Raw genomic sequence first — 21,101 nt, forward strand, 5'->3', positions numbered from 1 at the left:
TCGATGGGTATCCGTCGTCGCGGCGTCATTTTTGAAAATTCATATGTAACGAAGCGTGAGTAAGGAACCACGCGAGAAAAATCCATGATATCAATGCGTCTGCGCGGCGGCGCAGCTAATCGCAGAAATATGTTGCGGGAGATCGGCGGGCAATGGCCGCAGATCGCTTGCGGTCACGCCGCGCAAGGACGATAATTTCCACAGGGCATCCACAGCCCAGATCTCACGCCTATCGGTTTTCGGCCACCGCAGACATGACCAATGAAAACGAGCGTGAGCTCGAAGTCGAGCTCACCCGGTTGCAGCAGGAACACCGAGATCTCGATGCGGCGATCGATGCACTGCATCAATCGCCCGCGCCCGACCTGTTGCGGTTACAGCGGTTGAAGAAGCGTAAGCTCTTGTTACGCGATCGCATCGCGTTCATCGAAGACCAGATTACGCCCGACATCATCGCCTGAGCCCTGAGCCGGTCGTTCGCGGCGGCTCGCCGTATCCGAATCCGCTTGACTCAAGAAGAACAAAATAGGAACATTCGGGACATACTCGGCTCCAGACAGGCCAAGGGAAGACGCCAAGGGAAAACGCCAAGGAAAGGCAGAAGGACAACGCAGATGTCGGCAATCGCCCTTCTCGACAACAGCCACTATGAACAAGCCTGCGATCAGGCGATCGCGATGTGCGACGGCAATCTGCGCAGCACCATCAAGGCGCTGATCATGGCTTATGAATATCTGGAAGCCGAGCTGGCGGAATTACAGGCGGCGATTTCCGCCGGCTGCATTCCGGAGACCTCGCCCAACGAGATGCGGAGCAAGAGCAGCGCCGCCTGAGTTCAACATCGGAGCAACGCCATGTCGGATGTGACCTACTACGTTGCAATGCCCTTCCTGATCGATGCTGACGGATCGCCCGTCGCTGGCGCCGCAGAGGAGTGCCAGAGTTCGGCGGCCGCGTTGCGGCGCGCCGAAATCTTGTCGCGCGGTGCCGGTCACATCGGCGCGATCGCGTTCAGCCGCAGCGGCGATCCCATGACCGGCGAATTCGGCGACGCCACACTGCTGCGCAAGTTCGGCAATGTGCCGCAAGATCTCGCCACGCTGTAGGATCAGCTGCTGGCGAGCCTGATCCGTGGCTCGTGACGCCGGTGCGCCTTGCGCACATACATGGCGGCATCGGCTTCCTCGAGGGCGCGGCCTGCGTCGGACTGCGCCCCCAGCAGCGCGACGCCGGCGGAGGCGCCCGCAGCCACGTGCCGGCCCTGAAACGTGAAAGACAATTCGTCGATCGACTGCTCGAGGATGGCGGCCTTCGCCTTGGCGTCGGTCTCGCTGAGATTCCACAGCAGCAGCGCGAACTCGTCGCCGCCAAGACGACCGACCACATCCGAGGCGCGGACCTGCCGCGTCAGGGTCGCGGCAATCGCCTTCAGCACCTCGTCGCCGGCGGCGTGTCCGAAGGAATCGTTGATCGGCTTCAGCCGATCGACGTCGAGCACGATCAGCGCCCCGCAGGCGCGGTAGCGCTTCATGTAGGCAATGGCACGGTTGAGCTCGCGCTCGAAACCGCGCCGGTTCGGAATCTCGAGCAGGAAATCGGTGTCAGCGGCCGCCTCGAGCTCCGCGACCCGCCGCTCCGCCGCCTTGAGCTTGCTCCGCAAGCCGCGGATGGTCGCCTTGATGGTTTCCGTGGCATCGGCCGGCGTTTGGCGCCGCGCCGGCCTGGCCGGACGCTTGGCAGCGGCTTTGGAGCGGCTGGCGCTGGTCTTTCGGCCCGTTTTGGCCTTCGCAGCACTCGCCCTTTTTGGTTTCTTCATGGGCATCCTGCTCAATGAAGGCTTGCGGGGATTCACCAAGACAGGATAGTGCATTCCCTTCTCCTTGCCACCGCCTTGCGAGCCGCCGGCCGGAACCTTTAATCTGGCCTATCTTTCTGTTTTCCGGGCACATTTGACGTCATGACCGCGCCGATCGCCATCATCATGGGAAGCCAGTCGGACTGGGACACGATGCGGCATGCCGCCGATACGCTTGCCGCGCTCGGCGTCGCCGCCGACACCCGCATCGTTTCGGCACACCGCACCCCCGATCGGCTGTTCGCTTTCGCCAAGGGCGCCAAGGCGGCGGGTTACAAGGTCATCATCGCCGGCGCCGGCGGCGCCGCGCACCTGCCGGGCATGGCGGCGTCGCTGACGGAACTGCCGGTGTTCGGTGTGCCCATCGAATCGAAGACGCTCAAAGGCCTCGATTCGCTGTATTCGATCGTTCAGATGCCCGCCGGCATCCCGGTCGGCACCCTCGCCATCGGCAAGGCCGGCGCGATCAATGCGGCGCTACTGGCGGCTTCCGTGCTGGCGCTGTCCGACCCCGCCCTATCCGGTCGCCTTGCCGCCTGGCGCAAGGCGCAGACCGAGGCGGTTGCCGAGCGTCCGGAGGACAAGGCGTGACCGACGCCAGGCAGGTGAAGCTGAAGCCCGGTGACACCATCGGAATTCTCGGCGGCGGACAATTGGGCCGGATGCTGGCCATGGCTGCGGCGCGGCTCGGGCTGCGCTGCCAGATGTTCTCGCCCGATCCGGATTCGCCGGCCTTCGACGTGGTCCTGAATGCGACCTGCGCCGAATATGCCGATGTCGAGGCGCTCGAGCTGTTCGCCAACGACGTCGACGTCATCACCTACGAATTCGAGAACGTGCCGGCGGCCGCGGCGATGGTGCTGGATGCGCGCCGCCCGGTGCTGCCCAACCGCAAGATCCTCGAGACCACCCAGGACCGGCTGGCCGAGAAGGATTTCGTGACGCGGCTCGGCATCGGCACCGCCGCCTATGCCGACGTGACCTCCGTTTCCTCGCTGCGCGAGGCGATCGCGCGAATCGGTCTTCCGGCCGTACTGAAGACCCGCCGCTTCGGTTATGACGGCAAGGGCCAGGCCATCATCCGCGAGGGCGACGACATCGCCAAGGTGTGGACCAGTCTCGCCACCAAATCGGCGATCCTGGAGGCCTTCGTGCCGTTCGAGCGCGAGATCTCCGTGATCGCCGCGCGCTCGGCCGCGGGTCAGGTCGAGTGTTTCGACGTCACCGAGAACGAACACCGCGACCACATTCTGAAGATATCGCGCGCGCCCGCGCCGATCCCGGATTCTCTCGCCGAGGAAGCGCGCAGCGTCGCCGGCAAGATCGCGACCGCGCTCGACTATGTCGGCGTGCTCGCCGTCGAGATGTTCGTGCTCGCCAATGGCACCGGACCGAAGGTGCTGGTCAACGAGATCGCTCCGCGCGTGCACAATTCCGGACACTGGACGCTGGACGGTGCATCCATCTCGCAATTCGAGCAGCACATCCGCGCCATCGCCGGCTGGCCGCTCGGCAAGCCCGTGCGCCACGGCGACGTCGTCACCATGACCAATCTGATCGGCGACGAGATCAAGGACTACGACAAGTGGCTGACCGTTCCCGGCGCCACGGTGCACATCTACGGCAAGGGCACGCCGCGCCCGGGCCGCAAGATGGGACACGTCACCGAAGTCAGGCCAACGAAAGGCACCTGAGGGGACCGCAGCCATCGCTGCGATCCCCTTAAAGCGCGATGAGATCAGGATGAATCGTCATCGCGCTTTAGGTATTGTTTGAGCATGATCTTTCCGGAAAACCGCTGCACACTTTTCCGGATCATGCTCTAGCGATTACGCGGTCTTCACGCCTGCGACGATGCCTGTGGGCTCCTCGCTGAGCCAGCGGTAGATCACCCCGCCCAGCGCGCCGCCGATCAATGGCGCGACCCAGAACAGCCAGAGCTGCGACAGCGCCCAGCCGCCGACGAACAGCGCGGGACCGGTGCTGCGCGCCGGGTTCACCGAGGTGTTGGTGACGGGGATGCTGACGAGATGGATCATCACCAGCGCGAGCCCGATCGCGAGCGGCGCGAAGCCCGCGGGCGCGCGGCCATGGGTGGCGCCCATGATGATGAACAGGAACATCATGGTCATCACCACCTCGGTGAGGAAGCACACGATCATGCTGTACTGGCCGGGCGAATGCGCGTCATAGCCGTTGGACGCGAAGCCCTTGGTGACGTCGAATCCGGGCGCCCCGCTCGCGATGACATAGAGCAGCCACGCGGCAACGATCGCGCCCGCCACCTGAGCGATCACATAGGGCAGGATCTGGCCGGCCGGAAAGCGCCCGCCGGCGGCAAGGCCGACCGTGACGGCCGGATTGAGATGGCAACCCGAGATGTGGCCGATCGCATAGGCCATGGTGACGACGCTGAGCCCGAACGCCAGGGACACACCGACGAGACCGATGCCGACCTGGGGAAAGCCGGCGGCAATGACCGCGCTGCCGCAGCCTGCGAATGTGAGCCAGAAGGTGCCGATGGCTTCGGCGGCGTATTTTTTCATATCCATGTGTGGTCCCCTGATTTCAAGTTTCCGGAGCAAAGCTCCGGAAACGGCCCCGTCATTGGCACCGAATCGCCCAAATCGGGGCCGCACAGAGGTATTTTCGCCGCATTTAATGGCCGAACTTGGCCCAAAATCCCCCTTGGCCGGTGGACATCTGCAGTTTTGTCTGATACATCCGCGCGCTCAAGGTTAAGGGCTTGCGCGTTTTGCCATCCCCTTTGACTTAGCAGAATTCAAATCCGATCCACCTGAAGAGGATGCCGCGTGCAGGTTCTCGTTCGCGATAACAATGTCGATCAAGCCCTCAAGGCGCTGAAGAAGAAGATGCAGCGCGAGGGAATTTTCCGCGAGATGAAGCTCCGCGGCCATTACGAGAAGCCCTCCGAGAAGAAGGCCCGCGAAAAGGCCGAAGCCGTGCGCCGCGCGCGCAAGCTGGCCCGCAAGAAGCTACAGCGCGAAGGCCTGCTGCCGATGAAGCCGAAGCCGGTGTTCGGCGCAGGTCCCGGCGGTGATCGCAGTGGTCGTGGCGGCCCCGGTGCGGGTCCGCGCGGACCGCGCTGATCTACCGGATCTTGCAAGACTTCAGTTTTCGATAACGCGGGCCCCTGGCCCGCGTTATTGTTTTGTGAGCGGTGCCTTCTTCTGGGACGCGGGCACTACCGATGCGGCGCTAAAGCGCGATGAGATTGGATTGAAAGCCATCGCGCTTTGGTTTGATGTTTGAGCATGATTCTTTCGGAAAACCGCTGCACACTTTTCCGGATCATGCTCTAGCGCGAGCGAACCGTAGATGGCCTCCCCTTTCCCCGAGCGCAGCTTGGCGCGGCTGCGCCAGATCTGGCAGCAGCCGTTCGTGCTGGCGTTGATGGGGATTGCGCTGTGCAGCTGCTCCTTCGATCTGGGATCGCTGATGCCAGAGAAGGAGAAGCCTCAGGAGGCGCCGAAGGCGACCGCGGCCACCGAAAGCGCGGTCAGCGCCGTCAATGTCAGCGAAGCCCAGGCCCACACGGCAAAGGCCCAATCCCTGGCGAAGTCAGGCGAGACCGCAGTTGCGCTCGACGAGTTCAATCGTGCGGTCGGGCTCGATCCCTACAATGCGCAGGCGCTCTATGGCCGTGCCTTGATCTATCAGGGCAATAACCAGCACGATTTCGCCATCGCCGATTTCAGCGCTGCGAGCGGGCTCAACCCGCAGAAGGTCGAACCGCTGCTCGGCCGCGCCACCAGCTATCTCGCGCTCGGCAAGGTCAAGGAGGCCGCAGCCGATCTGGACGAGGCCTCCGAGGCCGATCCGCACAACGCCCAGGTCTGGACCACCCGCGGACAGGCCTATGAGCGGCTGGGCGACAGGGCCAAGGCAGCGGCGTCCTACACCAAGGCGGTCTCGCTTCGCCCACGCGACGATGCCGCCCGCAGCGGCCTCGCCCGCGTCGGCGGCTGACAGCGCGGCTCAGATGGCGTCCTAATCGGGAGTGGCGGGCTTCGGCAGAACGGCGTGGAACATCGACTTCATGCCGGACAGCATTTCATCGGCGACATTGGTCTTCGGCCGCTGCATGGTCGTGGTCGCGCCGGCGTCGGCACGCAGATCGAGCGGGGGTGCGATCACCGGCACGGGGATATCAGCCGGCGGCGTCACCCGATTCGGGTCGTCATTGCCGACCGAGGCCGTATAGGGCGGGTTGACCGGCGATGAGCCGCCATTGCCATAGGCCTCGGATGACGGCGTCGACACCGTGATCGGCGGCGGCAGCGGACGCACCGGGGACGGCTCCGCGGTGATCACACGCGGGGCCTCCGGGATGCGGGCGGCTTCTCGCACAGCAGGCTCCGCCGGCCTTTCAGCGGGCTTGGTTTCGGAAGATTTGGTCTCGGCCGATTTGGCCTCAGCGGCCTTGCCCTCAGGCGATTTGCGCAGACGCTCGATCGCGGCGCGCACGAGGTCATTGGCGTCGGGGGTCGCGGCCGGCGAAACTGCCGCCGGGGCCGAATTGGCCTCCACCACCGGGGCGGTGGCCGCAGGGGCGGACTTGGCGACCGCCTTCTCGCGTGCGGGGGTGCGGCCGCGCGGGCCGGTCTCGGCGGGAGCCACGTCTGCGGCCTTGGTCTCGGCAGCCGGCTGATGATCGGCAGGCTTCTCGGCCGGCGCCTTGTCCGTCACGTTCTTCTCGGAAACGCTCTTCTCGGAGACACCCTTGGCCTTGACGCCGGGTGCGGGAAGGTTGGCAGTGTCCGCCGGCTTGCCCTCACTGCCAGTCTTCGCAGGCGCGACCACGGTCGCAGGAGCATCAGGCGCGGGCTTGGCATTGATGTAGTGATTAACGATGTAAGCCCCGATGATCGTCGCGAGCACCGAGGGGAAGATATCCATCGAGATTTTAGCGAGGTATTTCAGCATTTCTCGGCCACTCCCCGCGCGATCTGATGCGGGAACTTTGGGGCATTGTGAGGGATCAACTGCGACGGATCGATGGCAAACAGTAACGCCAACTTACGGTTTTAGCTCGATTTCAAGGAACACGATCTCGGTTGAGGTTTCGTTAAGTACGTCATGCTGGACGCCGGCCTTGCGGAAATAGGATTTGCCGGCCGCAAGCTGCGCCTTGGACCTCTCGCCGCCGGCCGCCACGATGGTCATTTCCCCCGCCATCACGGGAACAATCACATAATCCATGCCGTGAGTGTGATGCCCGGTGGCGCTCCCCGGCGCAAGCCGCCACTCGGTCACACGAACCTGCTCGTTGTCGACCTGAACCTCGGACCTGGCGGCAAGCATCGGGAACTCTCCTTATCGCGCCTCAGGGCACGAAGACCATGAACACGTAGACGGCAAATACCACCATATGGACCAGTCCGAACAGGACGTTGGTCCTGCCCGTGCCGAAGGTCAGCATGCTCAGGAAGAAGGTCAGGAGCAAAAGCACGCTGCCCTGGGCGTTGAGGCCGAGCTCGAGCTCCTTGTCGAGCGCGTAGGTGGCAACGCCGACGGCCGGGATGGTCAGCCCGATGGTTGCCAGCGACGACCCGAGCGCAAGGTTGATGCTCTTCTGGAGGTCGTTCCTGCGGGCCGCCGAAACGGCCGCGACGCCTTCCGGCATCAGGATCAGGAGGGCGACCAGAAGTCCGGTAAAGGCCGGCGGCGCACCGATCTTGGCCGCGGCGGCGTCGACCACCAGCGAGAACTTCTTGGCAAGCAGCACGACCGCCAGCAGCGCAATCAGCAGCAGCACGACGCTGAGCACCAACATCTGGCCCGATAGATGCGCTCCACCGCTGCCGCCGTCCGCCCGCTCGTGAACGAAGTAATCCTTGTGCAGGACGGTCTGGGTGTAGAGAAACACCCCGTACAGCGCGAGCGTGACCACGTCGACGAAGCCGAGCTGAACCGCCGAATAGACCGGCCCCGGCGTGGTGGTGGTATAGTTCGGCAGAATCAGCGTGATGGTCGCAAGGGCGAACAGCACGCTGAGATAGACGTTGGCGCCGGACAGCTGAAAGCCCTGCTCGCGATAGCGCAGGCCGCCGATGAAGATGCAGAGCCCGACGAGGCCGTTGCAGACGATCATGACCACGGCGAACACGGTGTCGCGCGCCAGTTCCGGCGCGGGCTTGTCGCCCAGCATGATCGTGGTGATCAGAGCCACCTCGATGATGGTCACCGAGAGCGTCAGCACCAGCGTGCCATAGGGTTCGCCGACCCGCTCCGCGATCACCTCGGCATGATGAACCGCAGCGAATACCGTGCCGAACAGGATGACCAGAAGGACGATGGCGAAGACGAGCCCGGCCAGCGACAGCGTGAACACGTAGTCCGTCGCGCTGACGGCCGCGAACAACAGCACGGCCAGCGCCGGGAAGATCCAGGCCGACCGGGGCATCGGACTATGCGCGCTCATCCACTACTTCCATTTGCTTGAATGAGCAGTAGCAAATCAGGCGCGAGATTCAATGCCAGTGCAGGATCGGCGCGACCGGCAGCAGTGTCAGCAGCAGGAACAGCGGGATCAGCACGGCGCCGGCGCGCAAGAGATAGCCGAAAAAGCTCGGCATCTCGACGCCGTTCTCGCTGGCGATGCTGCTCACCATGAAGTTCGGCGCGTTGCCGATATAGGTGAGCGCGCCCATGTAGACCGCGCCCATGGAGATCGAGGCGAGCGTGCCCGAGAGCTCATGCATCAGCACTTGCGGGTCGCCGCCGGCGAGCTCGAAGAACAACAGATAGGTCGGCGCATTGTCGAGGAACGCGGACATCAGGCCGGTGAACCAGAAATAGGCGACCTCGCGCGGCACACCGTCCGGCGCCGTCACAGCCGACAACAGCCAGGCGAAGGCGCCGTGATGTCCGGCATTGAGCATGGCAATGACCGGGATGATCGCGACAAAGATCCCCGCGAACAGTTTCGCGACCTCGCGGATCGGCTCCCAGGTGAAGCCGTTGGCCAGCCTGTGCTCGTCCGGCGTCAGCCACACCGACAGCGCCGCAATGGCCAGCAGCACCGAATTGCGGACGACGTCCTCCAGGTCCAGCTTGGTGCCGAGAATGTCGAACGCCACGCCGGGCTTCCACATCGCCGACGCCAGCAGGCTCACGACGATGGCCGCGATCAGCACCAAATTGACGAGCCCGCGGATGCGCGGCGGCTCCCCGCGGCCGGCTTCGCCGAGCGGCGGCTCGCTGCGAAAGCGCCAGACGTCAATGACGACGAAGATCGCGAGCAGCAGTCCGGCGACGATTGCGGTCTGCAACCAGATGGTCCGTGTGGTCCAGAAGAAGTCGATGCCGTGCAGGAAACCGACGAAGAGCGGGGGATCGCCAAGTGGACTCAGCGCGCCGCCAACATTGGCGACCAGGATGATGAAGAAGATGATGACATGGGCGTTGTGACGCCGCGGACGGTTGGCGCGGATCAAGGGGCGGATCAGGATCATCGCGGCCCCCGTGGTGCCGACAATGCTCGCACCCAATGTGCCGAGCGCGAGGATGCCGACATTGGTCGCTGGCGTCGCCTTGATGTCGCCGGTGATGAGGATCCCGCCGGCCACGACATAGAGCGAGAACAGCAGCACGATGAAGCCGAGATATTCGGCGAGCATGGCATGGACGAGCGCCGCCAGCGTTGCCATGCTGCCGGCAAACAGGACAAGCGCGGCGAGTGCCAGCAGCGACCAAGCTGCGGCTATCTTGCCGTAGTGATGATGCCAGAATTTTGGAAACAGCAGCGGCCCCAATGCGATCGATAGCAACAGACCGGCAAATGGCAGCGCATAGGGCCAGCGCATCGCCGCACCATCGAACCCGGTCGCGGCCCATGCGTGTTGCGGCGACAGCGTGAGGATCGCGGCGAAGGCCAGGCTCCAGGGCCACGTGACGAGCCGTTTAGGATTCAATGAAGCGCCTTGCCGTTTCGATCGCACCGAAAGCATCGAGATTGTCGTGTCCGCCGCCCGCGAAGCGAACGAACTGCTTCGGTTCATGTGCGAGCGCGAACAGACGCTCTCCGAACACGATCGAAATGGCAAGGTCATTGGTGCCATGCATCACCAGGAGCGGCACCGTGACGCGCGTGATGCGCTGGTCCGAATGGAACGGATCGCGCATCAGCAGGCGGACCGGAACGAACCAGAACGACGACGCTGCAACGTCGACCGTCGACGTATAGGGGGCTTCCAGGATGAGTTTCCCGACATGATGCTCCGAGGCGAGCGCAACCGCCGCGCCCGTCCCGAGCGAAAAGCCCCAGGCGATGATTCGTTCCGCCGCGTAGCGCGCGATCGTGAAGGCGTAGGCGGCTGCGGCATCGCGCAGCAGGCCCTCTTCGCTCGGCGCACCGCTCGAGCCGGCGTAGCCGCGGTAGGACAGCGCGACGAGGCCGGTGCCGTCGGAGGTCATCGCCCTGAAACGGCTGACGCGGCCGGCGAGAAAATCGCCATTGCCAGGAAAATACAGGATCACGGGACGGCCAGGCTTCGCCGGCACGTGCCAGAGGATGACCTTCTCACCGTCGGACGTGGTCAGAATGTGCTCTTCCGCCTCGGGAAGGCCCGCGGCATCGGGGGCGGTGCGACCGACGGGCGGGATCGGAAACAGCATCTCGCGCTGCCGGACGTACAGCACGAGGAGACCGACGCAATAGACGGTCACGAGCAGGATGGCGATCCACTTGACGATGGTCATGATGCGCGGCCGGCCTTTCGGCTCAGGGCTTGCGACCGCTCCGCAGCAATTTCATGACATCGGGCCGGAGGCTCGTCGGAACAGCGCGGCAGCCGCACGCCGCCTTGTGGGCGGCGTGCCAGGCGACGCGCTGCGCGCGCGTCGCTTTGGGCGGCATGGGATGGGACCGGTGCCATTCCTTGTTGATGGCCACGGTCCGTTTACTTCCGCGCTACATCGCCTTGACGATGTTCTCGGTGACCTTCTTGGCGTCGCCGAGCAGCATCATGGTGTTGTCGCGATAGAACAGCGGGTTGTCGATGCCGGCATAGCCGGAGGCGAGCGAGCGCTTGATGAACATCACGGTGCCGGCCTTCCAGACCTGGAGCACGGGCATGCCGTAGATCGGCGAGGTCTTGTCCTCTTCGGCGGCCGGGTTGGTGACGTCGTTGGCGCCGATCACGAAGGCGATGTCGGCCTGCGCGAATTCGGAGTTGATGTCCTCCAGCTCGAACACCTCGTCATAGGGCACGTTGGCTTCGGCGAGCAGCACGTTCATGTGGCCGGGCATGCGGCCGGCGACCGGGTGAATGGCGTATTTCACCTCGACGCCTTCCTTCTTCAGCATGTCCGCCATCTCGCGCAGCGCATGCTGGGCCTGCGCCACCGCCATGCCGTAACCGGGCACGATGATGACCTTGGAGGCGTTCTTCATGATGAAGGCAGCATCATCGGCCGAGCCGAGCTTGGCGGGCTTCTGTTCGCCTGTAGCCCCGCCGGCGGCAGCGGTCTCGCCGCCGAAGCCGCCGAGGATGACCGAGATGAAGGACCGGTTCATCGCGTGGCACATGATGTAGGACAGGATCGCGCCCGAGGAGCCGACCAGAGCGCCGGTGATGATCAGCGCGGAATTGCCGAGCGTGAAGCCGATGCCGGCGGCGGCCCAGCCGGAGTAGGAGTTCAGCATCGAGATCACGACCGGCATGTCGGCGCCGCCGATCGGGATGATCATGAGCACGCCGAGCAGGAGTGCGAGGATCACGTTGAGCCAGAAGAACACCGGGCTGCCGGTCATCACCAGGCCAACGATGCAGACGACCAGTGCAATCGCGAGCGCGATGTTGATGAGGTGCCGCGCCGGCAGGATGATCGGGGCGCCGCTCATGCGCGCCGAGAGCTTCAGGAACGCGATCACCGACCCGGTGAAGGTCAGCGCGCCGATCGCGACGCCGAGCGACATCTCGACCAGGCTCTGGGTGTGGATGTTACCGGGCGTGCCGATGTCGAAGGCTTCGGGCGCGTAGAACGCGCCGGCAGCGACCAGCACCGCGGCCATGCCGACCAGCGAGTGGAAGGCGGCGACCAGTTCCGGCATCGAGGTCATCGGCACGCGGCGGGCGATCACCGCGCCGATGCCGCCGCCGATCGCGACCGCGAGGATCACGAGCATCCAGGCCACGCCGTCGGCTGGCGGATGGCTCGCGAGCGTGGTGCCGACCGCGATCGCCATGCCGATCATGCCGAACAGATTGCCCTGGCGCGACGATGCCGGGCTCGACAGCCCGCGCAGCGACAGGATGAACAGCACCCCCGCCACGAGATACAAGAATGCAGAGAGATTGGCGCTCATCTCAGGTCCCCATTAATCCCTTCAGCCCGAGGTGGCCGCTTACTTCGACTTCTTCTTGTACATCGCCAGCATGCGCTGGGTGACAAGGAAGCCGCCAAAAATGTTCACGCAGGCGAAGATGAGCGCGACGAAGCCGAAGCCGCGCGCCCAGCCCGAGCCGCTCGAAACCATGCCGACGCCGACCGCGAGCAGCGCGCCGACCACGATCACCGAGGAGATCGCGTTGGTCACGCTCATCAGCGGCGTGTGCAGCGCCGGCGTCACCGACCACACCACGAAATAGCCGACGAAGACGGCGAGAACGAAGATCGACAGCCGGAAGATGAAGGGGTCGACGACCTGTGCAACATGCTCCATGGCGACTCTCCTTAAACCTTCGGCTGGAAGTTCGGGTGGATCACGGCGCCGTCTTTCGTGAGCGCAGTGGCCTTGACGAGTTCGTCGTCCCAATTGACGGCGAGCTTCTTCTCTTTCTTGTCGACCATGGTCTCGATGAAGGAGAACAGATTGCGTGCGTAGAGGCTGGAGGCCGAGGCCGCGACGCGCCCGGCGACGTTGGTGTAGCCGACGATCTTGATGCCATCGAGGTCGACGACCTCGCCGGCCTTAGCGCCCTCGACATTGCCGCCGCGCTCGACGGCGAGATCGACCAGCACCGAGCCCGGCTTCATCGACTTGACCATGTCAGCGCTGACGAGCTTCGGCGCCGGCCGGCCCGGGATCAGCGCGGTCGTGATCACGATGTCCTGCTTCTTGATGTGCTCGGCGGTGAGCGCGGCCTGCTTGGCCTGATATTCCTTGGACATCTCCTTGGCGTAGCCGCCGGCCGTCTGGGCGTTCTTGAACTCCTCGTCCTCGACGGCAAGGAATTTCGCACCGAGCGACTCGACCTGCTCCTTGGTGGCGGGCCGCACGTCGGTCGCGGTCACGACGGCGCCGAGACGGCGCGCGGTCGCGATCGCCTGAAGGCCGGCGACGCCGACGCCCATCACGAACACCTTGGCCGCGGGCACGGTGCCGGCCGCCGTCATCATCATCGGGAAGGCGCGGCCGAAGGCCTCGGCGCCCTCGATCACGGCGCGATAGCCGGCAAGATTGGCTTGCGAGGACAGCACGTCCATCACCTGCGCGCGCGTGATGCGCGGCATCAATTCCATCGCGAAGGCGGAGACGCCGGCATCGGCCATCGTCTTCAGCGAGGCCTCATTGCCGTAGGGATCCATGATGGCAATGACGAGCGCGCCGCGCTTGTATTGTGAAAGCTCCGACGCCTCGGGACGCTTCACCTTGATGATGATATCGGCGTCCTTGAGCGCGTCAGCGCTGACTGTGGCGCCCACGGCGGTGAATTCGGAATCCGGCAGGCCTGACTTGATGCCGGCGCCCGGCTCGACGGCGATCTCGGCACCGAGCGCCTTAAACTTCTTCACCGTATCAGGCGAAGCGGCGACCCGCGGCTCGAGCGGATCGATTTCCTTGGCAACGGCGATCTTCATAGGTCCTCCGGCGGCGCGGGACAGCGCACGCGCAAACTAAGCGTAACTCCCGCAGCGTTCGATACCGGTTCTGGGACCGGCTTGTATGCAAGTATTCTGGGCAGCTGCTGCCGCTGGCGTGTGCAGCTACCGAAGACGGATCAGGTGAGGAAAATCGCCATCAGGATCACGATGAGCGCGACCGAGGCCGTGCCGTACTTCACCAGCTTGATGAAGCCCTCATAGGTCTGCTCGTGCGCAACGTAGTCGTTGCCGTCGGCGGTGGTGTACGCCACTTCGCTATGGTCAGCCATGGATTGTCCCCAGTCGAAAGTCGAATTCTTCGCTGGCAATACCGCAATAAACCGGACAGGGCAACGGCACGGACGCGCAGTTTTCCCGCAAATGGACTCATTTGGAATCCCAATGATCGCGGATCCAGCGGGCAAGGCTCTGCTCGCTGACTTCGCCTGCAGCGAGTGAGCCGATGATGATGGCAGCTTCCGCGGGATCAGGACTGAAGTCCGCGCTGTTCTTGCGGAGGAACGCCATCATCGTCAGGAAAGCGATGCGCTCGTTTCCATCGACGAATCCAACATTTTTCGCGAGGCCAAATGCATAGGCTGCGGCGAGTTCGTCCAGCGGCGCCTGCTCGGAGCGCCATTTGTCGAGCGGCCGCTCCAGCGCCGAGTGCAGCATGTCTTCGTCGCGTATTCCCGGCGCGCCACCAAAGCGGCGAAGCTGTCGATTGTGAATGGCGACAGCCTGCGCGTAGCCAATCCAAAGCGGTTCCTGAAGCTCGTTCATGCGAGCCGACTACCTCGCTAGCGCTGCTATCGTGTCGCGATATTTGTCCATGATCCCGTCGGCGATTTCCATCGTTCGCGCGAAGTCGGGATCGTAGGGCAGCGCCTGGAAGCCGCCACCGGGTAGTTCCACGATGTGCAGTTGCTGGCCGCGCTTGAGGTCGAGGCGCTGCATCAGTTCGCGCGGAAGCAACAAACCATCCGAATTTCCGATCTTCTTGATCTCGATCTTCATGGCCGAACCGTCGCTGAGGCTGTGTTATACAGATGTACAACACAGCCTCAGCGACAGTTCAACAGATGTTTTACGCTTTCCCTGCATATAAATGAGGCAGGCTCGCGCCTCAGCCCATCGCCTCCAGCTCGTCGATCATCCCGGCGATGACGCTGAGCCCGCCATCCCAGAACTTCGGGTCCTTGGCATCGAGCCCGAACGGCCGCAGCAGCTCGGAATAGTGCTTGGTGCCGCCGGCGGCGAGCATGTCGAGGTAGCGCTCGGCAAAGCCCTCGGCCGCATGCTCGTAGACCGCATAAAGCGAGTTCACGAGACAATCGCCGAACGCATAGGCGTAGACGTAGAACGGCGAATGGATGAAGTGCGGGATGTACATCCAGTAGTTCTCGTAGCCCGCCTTGATCTCGATCGCGGGCCCCAGGCTCTCGCCCTGCACCGACAGCCAGATCTCGCCGAGTCGCATCGCGGTGAGCTCGCCGTTCTTGCGCTCGGTGTGGACCGCGCGTTCAAACGAATAGAACGCGATCTGCCGCACCACGGTATTGATCATGTCCTCGACCTTGCCGGCGAGCAGCGCCTGGCGCTGCTTTGCATTCTTGGTCTGGGCAAGGAGCCGCTTGAACGTGAGCATCTCGCCGAACACGCTCGCGGTCTCCGCCAGCGTCAGCGGCGTCGGCGCCATCAGCGCGCCGTTCTTCGCCGCCAGCACCTGATGCACGCCATGGCCGAGCTCATGCGCCAGCGTCATCACGTCGCGCGGCTTGCCCTGGTAGTTCATCAGCACGTAAGGGTGCGCCGACGGCGTGGTCGGATGCGAGAACGCGCCGGGCACCTTGCCCGGACGCACCGGCGCGTCGATCCAGCGGTCGGTGAAGAAGCGCTCCGCGATGTCGGCCATCTTAGGCGAGAAGCCGCGATAGGCCGTCAGCACCATGTTCCGCGCATCGGGCCAGCCAATGACGTCGGTCGCGGCAAAGGGCAGCGGCGCGTTGCGGTCCCAATAAGCGAGCCGCTTCTTGCCGAACCACTTCGCCTTCAGCGCGTAATAGCGATGCGACAGCTTCGGATAGGCCGCGTGCACGGAAGCAACCAGCGCATCCACCACCTCGCGCTCGACGCGGTTGTTGAGGTGGCGGGAATCCGCGACGTCCTTGAAACCGCGCCAGCGGTCGGAGATGTCCTTGTCCTTGGCGAGCGTGTTGGTGATCAGCGCAAAGGTGCGCTCATTGGCCTTGAAGGTTTTGGCCAGAGCCTCCGCCGCGCTCTTGCGCTTGGCGCCGTCGCGGTCCTGTAGGAGATTCAGCGTCGGCTCGATCGCGAGCTCTTTGGCGCCGACCTTGAAGCGCAGGCCCGAGATGGTCTGGTCGAACAGCCTGTTGAAGGCGGAATAGCCGGTCTGCGCCTTTTCCAGGAAGAGCTGCTCGAGCTTGTCGTCGAGCTGGTACGGCTTCTCCTTGCGCAAATCCTCGATCCACGGACGATAGTGCGCGAGCTCGGCGGCCTGCATCGCGCGGTTCAAAATATCGTCATCGATTCGATTGAGCTCGAGCGCGAAGAACAGAAGATGCGTCGACGCCGCCGTCAGGCGCTCGGACACGTCGCCGTAAAACTTTGAAATCGCAGGGTCCACGCTGTCGCCAGCGTGGACCAGGCCGGCATAGGAGCCGAGGCGGCCAGCGAGATCGTCGATTGCCTCATAGCGTCGCACGGCTTCCGCGAGCCATTTTCCGCCATCTTCGTTTGCTGTCCCTGTCGCGAGCTTGCCCTTGTAGTCGGTCTCGAACGCGACGCAATCGGCATCCATCTTTTCGAGATCGCGCGCCACTTCCGGCGCCTCGATCCCGGAATAGAGATCGGCCAGGTTCCACTCGGGAAGCTTGCCGGTCTTGCTTGCAGGCTTTGCGGATGAAGGCTTTGCGGGTGGGGATTTGGCGAGTGAAGGCTTGGCAGACGAAGGCCTGGAGGACTTTGCTTTGGCGGCGGATTTCCTGGTGCTCGGCTCGCGAGGAGCGGGCTTGCTGGAAGCGGCCTTCTTGAGAGCAGACTTTTTGAGAGCGGGCTTGGAGCGCGAATTCATTGTGTGGGAAACCTGTGTTCAACAGTCGCGACGGCGGGCGGGGGCATCAAGGTTTAAGAGTGCGTTAATCGGCTTCGGCCAGAGTGCCCCGATTCGAGACAGATAGTTGTAGCGTGCAGGGAACACCATGGCTGCCAGTATTTTGATCGCCGACGACGACGCTGTAGCCCGCCGGCTGGTCGAAAACATGGTGCAGAAATGCGGCTATGAGACGATCGTCGTGGAGTCCGGCGACGCTGCGATCGCCGCGCTCACCGCGCCCGACGCCCCGGCCATCGACGGCGTCATCCTCGATCTCGTGATGCCCGGCCTCGACGGCATGGGAGTGCTGGCGAAAATCCGCGAAGCCGGCCTCAGCATCCCCGTCATCGTGCAGACCGCGCATGGCGGCATCGACAACGTGATCTCGGCGATGCGTGCCGGCGCGGCCGATTTCGTCGTCAAGCCGGTCGGCCTCGAGCGGCTTCAGGTTTCGCTGCGCAACGCGCTCAACGCCTCCGCGCTCAAGGGCGAATTGCAGCGCATCCGTCACAGCCGCGAGGGCCGGCTGACCTTCTCCGACATCATCACCCGCTCCGATGCGATGGCGGGCGTGATGCGCGCCGCGCAGAAGGCGGCGAACTCCTCGATTCCCGTGCTGATCGAGGGCGAGTCCGGCGTCGGCAAGGAGATGTTCGCGCGCGCCATCCATGGCAGCGGCGAGCGCAAGGCAAAACCTTTTGTCGCGGTAAATTGCGGCGCGATTCCCGACAACCTCGTCGAGTCCATCCTGTTCGGCCACGAGAAAGGCGCCTTCACCGGCGCCACCGAGCGGCACATGGGCAAGTTCGTCGAGGCCCATGGCGGCACGCTGTTCCTGGACGAGGTCAGCGAGTTGCCGCTGACCGCGCAGGTCAAGCTGTTGCGTGCGCTCCAGGAAGGCGCGGTCGAGGCGGTCGGCGGCCGCAAGCCCGTCAAGGTCGACGTGCGCATCATCTCCGCGACCAACCGCAAGCTGCTGGAGCGGGTGAAACAGGGACACTTCCGGGAAGATCTGTTCTATCGCCTGCACGTGCTGCCGCTGACGATCCCGTCGCTACGCGTCCGGCGCGAGGACATTCCGCATCTGCTGCGGCATTTCCTGGCGCGCTTTGCCGCCGAGGAGAACCGCCCCATCACCGGCATCAGCGGCGAAGCGGTGGCGCACCTCGCCCAGCTCGACTGGCCCGGCAACATCCGCCAGCTCGAAAACGCGGTCTACCGCGCGGTGGTGATGAGCGACGGCGACCAGCTTGGCCTCGGCGATTTCCCCCTGCTTGCCTCGCGGCCGCATCCCGCAGCCGACATTCCGACCGCGCCATTGCTGCTCGAGCCGATCGCGGCGCCTTCCTTGGTATCGGGTAATGAAATACCGATCGCTCTCTTCCCGTCAGCGGGAACCCTCTCCATGCTGACCGCGAGCGGCGATGTCCGCCCGCTGGAGGACATCGAGAACGAAATCATCCGCTTCGCGATCTCGCATTATCGCGGGCAGATGTCCGAAGTCGCCCGCCGCCTCAAAATCGGTCGGTCCACGCTCTACCGCAAACTCGACGAAGCAGGCGTGCCTGGCCATGGCGGGAAAAGCGAGGAGGAGACGCACTGAGCCATGTCTGAACAGCGGCTTGGCTGATGTTGCGACGCGGCCGCAAGCTCTTCGCATTTCGGCGAAATTTGGCGGCGACGTGAACCGTGACCTGGAAGTGACAGACACAGGGAAAATTGCGTGGGGCAAGCGCATAATCCGTTGCCAAAGAGGCTGCCTTGACGTCAGTTTGTCGTGAGTTGTCCCGGGTAGCGCTGGCCGCAAAAGCGGGGCCTGTATATCGTCTGCGTATGAATCGCTGCGTGCAGGCGTGCGACTTTCGAGGGGCCGGCGCGATTTAGCCGAAGTTTTAGAGACGATAACGAAGCTGTTCCAAGAGGGACAGTTCACCCGAGGGGTGTGACACAATGCGTGACTGTTTGAACCACCGTGCAGGCTTTGACCGTGTCTTGATGACGGTCGCGGCGACCTTCCTCACGGTGTCGGCCAGCTCAGCCCTGGCGCAGGATCAGACGCGCAGCAGCGCCGCCGAGCTCGCGATCGAGGCCGCGATCCCGCGCCCCGAGCCGGCCAACGTTCCGCCTCCGACCGCCTCCGACATCAAGCTCGACACGACCGCCACCATCCCGGACTCTGCGAAAGAGCCCGTGAAGGCCGAAGTCGCACCGGCGCCCGACAAGGTCGAGACCAAGCCTTCCGACGTCGCCACCTCGCCCGCCACCGAGGCGCCGAAGAGCGAGACGGCCAAGACCGAGCCTGAGAAGACAGAACCTGCGAAGACAGAACCCGCCAAGGCCGACACTGCGACGGCACCTGCTGCGACTCCGGCCGCCGAGCCGGTGAAGGCCGCGAGCAACGTTCCCGCCGCCGACCAGCCGGTCGCCGACAAGCTCAGGGACATCATTGGCGCCAAGGCCTCGCGCCATTTCGACCGCAAGAACGAGCGCGCGGCGATCGAGAATTTTTACGGTGCGCGCGACTTCGCGCCGGTCTGGACCCACGGCGGCAGCCTGACCGCTGCGGCCAAGGGCGTCATTGCGCGGCTGAAGGATGCAGCCTCCGACGGCCTCAACCCCGCCGACTATCCGGTGCCGGATTTCGCCGCCGCCACCACGCCCGATGCGCTCGCCGATGCCGAGCTGAAGCTCACCGCCAGCATGTTCGACTATGCGCGGCAGGCCCAGAGTGGCCGCATGCACTGGTCGCAGGTCAGCGGCGACATCCTCTATCCCGAACATCCGGTCGACCCGAACGAGGTGCTCGCCAAGGTCACGACCGCGACGGACGCCTCCGCGGCGCTCGACAGCTACAATCCGCCGCACAAGCTCTACAAGGAGCTGAAGGCCAAGCTCGCGGAGCTGCGCGGCCAGGGCAACGGCCCCGCGATCGAGATCGCCGACGGTCCGGCGCTGAAATACACCCCGGCCGGCAAGAAGCAGGCCGAGATCGTCGTGGAAGATCCGCGCGTGCCGCAGCTGCGCGCCAAGCTCGGCATCACCGAGAACGCGAGCGACACCCGCTATGACGCGGCGGTCGCCGATGCCGTGCGCAAATTCCAGGGCGGCGCCGAGATGAAGGCGACCGGCATCCTCGACGACAAGACCGTCAAGGCGCTCAACACGCCCAAGCGCGACAAGCAGATCGACGTGGTGCTGGTGAACATGGAGCGCTGGCGCTGGCTGCCGCGCGACCTCGGCGCGCCCGCGCTGGGCGATGCCTATGTCATCCTCAACATTCCCGACTACACGCTGAAGGTGATGCAGCGCGGCCAGCAGGTCTGGACCACACGCGTCGTCACCGGCAAGCCTGGCACGCATGCCACCCCGCTGCTCAGCGAGACGATGAAGTACATCACGGTCAATCCGACCTGGAACGTGCCGCCGTCGATCGTCTACAACGAATATCTGCCGGCGCTTCAGCAGGACCCGACCGTGCTCCAGCGCATGGGCCTCAAGCTCGAGCAGAACCGCGACGGCTCGGTGCACATCTCGCAGCCGCCGGGTGAAGCCAACGCGCTCGGCCGCATCCGCTTCAATTTCCCGAACAAGTTCCTGGTCTATCAGCACGACACGCCGGACAAGCATCTGTTCGCCAAGGAAGATCGCGCCTTCAGCCACGGCTGCATGCGCGTGCAGAACCCGGATCAGTACGCGTCCGTGCTGCTCAACATCACCATGCCAAGCGACAAGTACACGCCGGAGCGCGTGCGCAGCATGTACGGCAAGAGCGAGATCGACCTGAAATTCCCGACCCCGATCCCGGTCAACATCACCTATCAGACCGCGTTCGTGGATGACGCCGGTAAGCTGCAATTCCGCAAGGACGTCTATGGCCGCGACGCGACCATGATCAACATCCTGAAGAACAATCGCGGCAAGGACCTCGAGGCTATCGTGGCGCATTCCCAGCCGAGCTATTCGCGCCCGGCGACGACGCTCCCCTCAGGCGTGGCGGTGGCCAACAATGGCGGCGGCTTCGGCTCGTCTGGGCCAAACTTCTTCGAGCGGCTGTTCGGAGCGCCGACCCCGACCCAGCCGCCAGCGCCAGTCGGCCGTCGTCCGCAGCGGGTCTTTACCCGCTGAGTCCGGCTGAGCGCCTGGTTCACAAAAATTCTGCAATGAAATTAGCGACCCCGTCCCCTGGATGGGGTCGCTTGACGTTAACCGTTCTCCAGCCGGGCCCCAGAGAGCGGGCGTTTTTTTGCCACAGTCAACCGTTTAGGATCGTATTCTGACTTGGTTTGGGGGCGGGAAGGT

The 21,101-nt window shown here is 64.1% G+C and carries 23 protein-coding genes; 9 read left to right on the top strand and 14 right to left on the bottom strand.

Annotated elements, in window-relative coordinates:
• Nucleotides 1-254 precede the first annotated feature (254 nt).
• The 3 genes from LRP30_RS38160 (at nucleotide 255) to LRP30_RS38170 (ending at nucleotide 1,106) form a co-directional block, all read left to right on the top strand.
• Nucleotides 255-461, top strand: a complete 207-nt coding sequence (locus LRP30_RS38160) for a DUF465 domain-containing protein (protein WP_091888239.1) — start codon at nucleotides 255-257, stop codon at nucleotides 459-461.
• A gap of 153 nt (nucleotides 462-614) precedes the next feature.
• Nucleotides 615-833: a hypothetical protein gene (locus LRP30_RS38165; protein WP_249758145.1), complete on the top strand. Its 219-nt coding sequence runs from the start codon at nucleotides 615-617 to the stop codon at nucleotides 831-833.
• Between the two features lie 21 nt (nucleotides 834-854).
• Nucleotides 855-1,106: a hypothetical protein gene (locus tag LRP30_RS38170; protein WP_128936481.1), complete on the top strand. Its 252-nt coding sequence runs from the start codon at nucleotides 855-857 to the stop codon at nucleotides 1,104-1,106.
• 2 nt (nucleotides 1,107-1,108) lie between these two features.
• Here LRP30_RS38170 and LRP30_RS38175 read toward each other — a convergent pair whose 3' ends face one another.
• Complete coding sequence (locus LRP30_RS38175) at nucleotides 1,109-1,816, bottom strand: GGDEF domain-containing protein (RefSeq protein ID WP_249758146.1); 708 nt, start codon at nucleotides 1,814-1,816, stop codon at nucleotides 1,109-1,111.
• 141 nt (nucleotides 1,817-1,957) lie between these two features.
• Between LRP30_RS38175 and purE the strand changes: the two genes are divergently transcribed.
• Nucleotides 1,958-2,446 carry a 5-(carboxyamino)imidazole ribonucleotide mutase gene (gene purE, locus LRP30_RS38180; protein ID WP_091888231.1) on the top strand — a complete coding sequence of 163 codons (489 nt, stop codon included), beginning with the start codon at nucleotides 1,958-1,960 and terminating at the stop codon, nucleotides 2,444-2,446.
• Nucleotides 2,443-3,549 carry a 5-(carboxyamino)imidazole ribonucleotide synthase gene (locus tag LRP30_RS38185; RefSeq protein ID WP_249758147.1) on the top strand — a complete coding sequence of 369 codons (1,107 nt, stop codon included), beginning with the start codon at nucleotides 2,443-2,445 and terminating at the stop codon, nucleotides 3,547-3,549. The genes purE and LRP30_RS38185 overlap by 4 nt, the downstream gene beginning before the upstream one ends.
• A 135-nt stretch (nucleotides 3,550-3,684) precedes the next feature.
• Here LRP30_RS38185 and aqpZ read toward each other — a convergent pair whose 3' ends face one another.
• Nucleotides 3,685-4,407 (bottom strand): aquaporin Z, encoded by a 723-nt coding sequence (gene aqpZ / locus LRP30_RS38190; RefSeq protein WP_128936485.1) that lies wholly within the window; start codon nucleotides 4,405-4,407, stop codon nucleotides 3,685-3,687.
• Between the two features lie 261 nt (nucleotides 4,408-4,668).
• On the opposite strand from aqpZ, the gene rpsU reads away from it, so the two are divergent.
• Nucleotides 4,669-4,965, top strand: a complete 297-nt coding sequence (rpsU, locus tag LRP30_RS38195; RefSeq protein ID WP_249758148.1) for a 30S ribosomal protein S21 — start codon at nucleotides 4,669-4,671, stop codon at nucleotides 4,963-4,965.
• Between the two features lie 229 nt (nucleotides 4,966-5,194).
• Nucleotides 5,195-5,845 (top strand): tetratricopeptide repeat protein, encoded by a 651-nt coding sequence (locus LRP30_RS38200; RefSeq protein ID WP_249758149.1) that lies wholly within the window; start codon nucleotides 5,195-5,197, stop codon nucleotides 5,843-5,845.
• 21 nt (nucleotides 5,846-5,866) lie between these two features.
• On the opposite strand, the gene LRP30_RS38205 is transcribed toward LRP30_RS38200, so the two are convergent.
• The 12 genes from LRP30_RS38205 to LRP30_RS38260 form a co-directional block, all read right to left on the bottom strand.
• A complete protein-coding gene (locus LRP30_RS38205) occupies nucleotides 5,867-6,802 on the bottom strand; it encodes a hypothetical protein (protein ID WP_249758150.1) in 936 nt (311 codons plus the stop codon).
• A gap of 93 nt (nucleotides 6,803-6,895) precedes the next feature.
• Nucleotides 6,896-7,180, bottom strand: coding sequence for a cupin domain-containing protein (locus LRP30_RS38210; protein WP_249758151.1), 285 nt, complete (start codon nucleotides 7,178-7,180; stop codon nucleotides 6,896-6,898).
• A 22-nt stretch (nucleotides 7,181-7,202) separates the two neighbouring features.
• Nucleotides 7,203-8,300 carry an ionic transporter y4hA gene (locus LRP30_RS38215; protein WP_128940138.1) on the bottom strand — a complete coding sequence of 366 codons (1,098 nt, stop codon included), beginning with the start codon at nucleotides 8,298-8,300 and terminating at the stop codon, nucleotides 7,203-7,205.
• A 49-nt stretch (nucleotides 8,301-8,349) separates the two neighbouring features.
• Nucleotides 8,350-9,828, bottom strand: a complete 1,479-nt coding sequence (locus LRP30_RS38220) for a sodium:proton antiporter (RefSeq protein ID WP_249758152.1) — start codon at nucleotides 9,826-9,828, stop codon at nucleotides 8,350-8,352.
• Nucleotides 9,782-10,579: an alpha/beta hydrolase gene (locus LRP30_RS38225; protein ID WP_249758153.1), complete on the bottom strand. Its 798-nt coding sequence runs from the start codon at nucleotides 10,577-10,579 to the stop codon at nucleotides 9,782-9,784. Before LRP30_RS38225 ends, LRP30_RS38220 begins: the two co-directional genes overlap by 47 nt.
• A gap of 211 nt (nucleotides 10,580-10,790) precedes the next feature.
• Nucleotides 10,791-12,188 (bottom strand): NAD(P)(+) transhydrogenase (Re/Si-specific) subunit beta, encoded by a 1,398-nt coding sequence (locus LRP30_RS38230; protein ID WP_249758154.1) that lies wholly within the window; start codon nucleotides 12,186-12,188, stop codon nucleotides 10,791-10,793.
• A 39-nt stretch (nucleotides 12,189-12,227) separates the two neighbouring features.
• Nucleotides 12,228-12,545 carry a proton-translocating transhydrogenase family protein gene (locus LRP30_RS38235; protein ID WP_091888212.1) on the bottom strand — a complete coding sequence of 106 codons (318 nt, stop codon included), beginning with the start codon at nucleotides 12,543-12,545 and terminating at the stop codon, nucleotides 12,228-12,230.
• A gap of 11 nt (nucleotides 12,546-12,556) precedes the next feature.
• Nucleotides 12,557-13,684: a Re/Si-specific NAD(P)(+) transhydrogenase subunit alpha gene (locus LRP30_RS38240; RefSeq protein ID WP_128936493.1), complete on the bottom strand. Its 1,128-nt coding sequence runs from the start codon at nucleotides 13,682-13,684 to the stop codon at nucleotides 12,557-12,559.
• A 140-nt stretch (nucleotides 13,685-13,824) separates the two neighbouring features.
• On the bottom strand, nucleotides 13,825-13,977 hold the full coding sequence (locus tag LRP30_RS38245; protein WP_008136857.1) for an aa3-type cytochrome c oxidase subunit IV: 153 nt from the start codon (nucleotides 13,975-13,977) through the stop codon (nucleotides 13,825-13,827).
• A gap of 97 nt (nucleotides 13,978-14,074) precedes the next feature.
• Nucleotides 14,075-14,470 carry a type II toxin-antitoxin system death-on-curing family toxin gene (locus LRP30_RS38250; RefSeq protein ID WP_206732765.1) on the bottom strand — a complete coding sequence of 132 codons (396 nt, stop codon included), beginning with the start codon at nucleotides 14,468-14,470 and terminating at the stop codon, nucleotides 14,075-14,077.
• A gap of 9 nt (nucleotides 14,471-14,479) precedes the next feature.
• Nucleotides 14,480-14,704 (bottom strand): AbrB family transcriptional regulator, encoded by a 225-nt coding sequence (locus tag LRP30_RS38255; protein ID WP_128936495.1) that lies wholly within the window; start codon nucleotides 14,702-14,704, stop codon nucleotides 14,480-14,482.
• Nucleotides 14,705-14,813: 109 nt separating this feature from the next.
• Nucleotides 14,814-16,781 (bottom strand): M3 family oligoendopeptidase, encoded by a 1,968-nt coding sequence (locus LRP30_RS38260; RefSeq protein WP_249758155.1) that lies wholly within the window; start codon nucleotides 16,779-16,781, stop codon nucleotides 14,814-14,816.
• Nucleotides 16,782-16,908: 127 nt separating this feature from the next.
• On the opposite strand from LRP30_RS38260, the gene LRP30_RS38265 reads away from it, so the two are divergent.
• Together LRP30_RS38265 and LRP30_RS38270 are read left to right on the top strand one after the other, a co-directional pair.
• Nucleotides 16,909-18,405: a sigma-54 dependent transcriptional regulator gene (locus tag LRP30_RS38265; protein ID WP_249758156.1), complete on the top strand. Its 1,497-nt coding sequence runs from the start codon at nucleotides 16,909-16,911 to the stop codon at nucleotides 18,403-18,405.
• Between the two features lie 347 nt (nucleotides 18,406-18,752).
• Nucleotides 18,753-20,927, top strand: coding sequence for a L,D-transpeptidase family protein (locus LRP30_RS38270; RefSeq protein ID WP_249758157.1), 2,175 nt, complete (start codon nucleotides 18,753-18,755; stop codon nucleotides 20,925-20,927).
• Nucleotides 20,928-21,101: the final 174 nt, after the last annotated feature.

The organism is Bradyrhizobium sp. C-145 (genome assembly GCF_023375135.1).
GTDB classification, from domain to species: domain Bacteria; phylum Pseudomonadota; class Alphaproteobacteria; order Rhizobiales; family Xanthobacteraceae; genus Bradyrhizobium; species Bradyrhizobium zhanjiangense.

What these genes read in the sequence shown, in the direction of transcription:
- LRP30_RS38165 (WP_249758145.1), top strand. Translation starts at nt 615, where the DNA reads ATGTCGGCAATCGCCCTTCTCGACAACAGCCACTATGAACAAGCCTGC.
- purE (WP_091888231.1), top strand. Translation starts at nt 1,958, where the DNA reads ATGACCGCGCCGATCGCCATCATCATGGGAAGCCAGTCGGACTGGGAC.
- LRP30_RS38240 (WP_128936493.1), bottom strand. Translation starts at nt 13,684, where the DNA reads ATGAAGATCGCCGTTGCCAAGGAAATCGATCCGCTCGAGCCGCGGGTC.
- LRP30_RS38225 (WP_249758153.1), bottom strand. Translation starts at nt 10,579, where the DNA reads ATGACCATCGTCAAGTGGATCGCCATCCTGCTCGTGACCGTCTATTGC.
- LRP30_RS38170 (WP_128936481.1), top strand. Translation starts at nt 855, where the DNA reads ATGTCGGATGTGACCTACTACGTTGCAATGCCCTTCCTGATCGATGCT.
- LRP30_RS38260 (WP_249758155.1), bottom strand. Translation starts at nt 16,781, where the DNA reads ATGAATTCGCGCTCCAAGCCCGCTCTCAAAAAGTCTGCTCTCAAGAAG.
- LRP30_RS38255 (WP_128936495.1), bottom strand. Translation starts at nt 14,704, where the DNA reads ATGAAGATCGAGATCAAGAAGATCGGAAATTCGGATGGTTTGTTGCTT.
- LRP30_RS38215 (WP_128940138.1), bottom strand. Translation starts at nt 8,300, where the DNA reads ATGAGCGCGCATAGTCCGATGCCCCGGTCGGCCTGGATCTTCCCGGCG.
- LRP30_RS38205 (WP_249758150.1), bottom strand. Translation starts at nt 6,802, where the DNA reads ATGCTGAAATACCTCGCTAAAATCTCGATGGATATCTTCCCCTCGGTG.
- LRP30_RS38270 (WP_249758157.1), top strand. Translation starts at nt 18,753, where the DNA reads ATGCGTGACTGTTTGAACCACCGTGCAGGCTTTGACCGTGTCTTGATG.
- LRP30_RS38235 (WP_091888212.1), bottom strand. Translation starts at nt 12,545, where the DNA reads ATGGAGCATGTTGCACAGGTCGTCGACCCCTTCATCTTCCGGCTGTCG.
- LRP30_RS38200 (WP_249758149.1), top strand. Translation starts at nt 5,195, where the DNA reads ATGGCCTCCCCTTTCCCCGAGCGCAGCTTGGCGCGGCTGCGCCAGATC.
- LRP30_RS38160 (WP_091888239.1), top strand. Translation starts at nt 255, where the DNA reads ATGACCAATGAAAACGAGCGTGAGCTCGAAGTCGAGCTCACCCGGTTG.
- LRP30_RS38175 (WP_249758146.1), bottom strand. Translation starts at nt 1,816, where the DNA reads ATGAAGAAACCAAAAAGGGCGAGTGCTGCGAAGGCCAAAACGGGCCGA.
- LRP30_RS38265 (WP_249758156.1), top strand. Translation starts at nt 16,909, where the DNA reads ATGGCTGCCAGTATTTTGATCGCCGACGACGACGCTGTAGCCCGCCGG.
- aqpZ (WP_128936485.1), bottom strand. Translation starts at nt 4,407, where the DNA reads ATGGATATGAAAAAATACGCCGCCGAAGCCATCGGCACCTTCTGGCTC.
- LRP30_RS38245 (WP_008136857.1), bottom strand. Translation starts at nt 13,977, where the DNA reads ATGGCTGACCATAGCGAAGTGGCGTACACCACCGCCGACGGCAACGAC.
- LRP30_RS38230 (WP_249758154.1), bottom strand. Translation starts at nt 12,188, where the DNA reads ATGAGCGCCAATCTCTCTGCATTCTTGTATCTCGTGGCGGGGGTGCTG.
- LRP30_RS38220 (WP_249758152.1), bottom strand. Translation starts at nt 9,828, where the DNA reads ATGCTTTCGGTGCGATCGAAACGGCAAGGCGCTTCATTGAATCCTAAA.
- LRP30_RS38210 (WP_249758151.1), bottom strand. Translation starts at nt 7,180, where the DNA reads ATGCTTGCCGCCAGGTCCGAGGTTCAGGTCGACAACGAGCAGGTTCGT.
- LRP30_RS38250 (WP_206732765.1), bottom strand. Translation starts at nt 14,470, where the DNA reads ATGAACGAGCTTCAGGAACCGCTTTGGATTGGCTACGCGCAGGCTGTC.